At 71.4% G+C, this 234-nt stretch carries 1 protein-coding gene; it reads left to right on the top strand.

The genetic code is table 11. The annotated features are described in order from the left end of the window. Positions 1 to 28: 28 nt before the first annotated feature. Positions 29 to 234: FAD:protein FMN transferase (locus tag BN358_RS23630; RefSeq protein ID WP_232233115.1), on the top strand; the 206-nt coding region annotated here is incomplete at its 3' end.

Here is a 234-nt window from a genome sequence, read left to right as displayed (position 1 = left end):
GATCCGTTGGCGGGCGCTGGGGACGTACGTGGAACTCAGCGTCGCTGATGCAGCCAGTTCCGTCCCCGCGGAGAGCCGCGCGCGGGCCCTGCTCGACCTGGTCGAGCGCACCTGCAGTCGCTTCCGGCCGGATTCGGACCTGAGCCGCGTCAACGCCCGCGCCGGCAGTTGGGTGAGGTGCGATCCGCTCCTGGTTGCCGCAACGGTTGCGGGCGTCGAAGCGGCGGAGCACAC

It is taken from the genome of Sedimentibacter sp. B4 (assembly GCF_000309315.1).
GTDB classification, from domain to species: Bacteria; Bacillota; Clostridia; order Tissierellales; family Sedimentibacteraceae; genus Sedimentibacter; species Sedimentibacter saalensis.
Note: the sequence above shows the minus strand (reverse complement) of the source record. Positions and strands in the feature narration are given on the sequence as shown.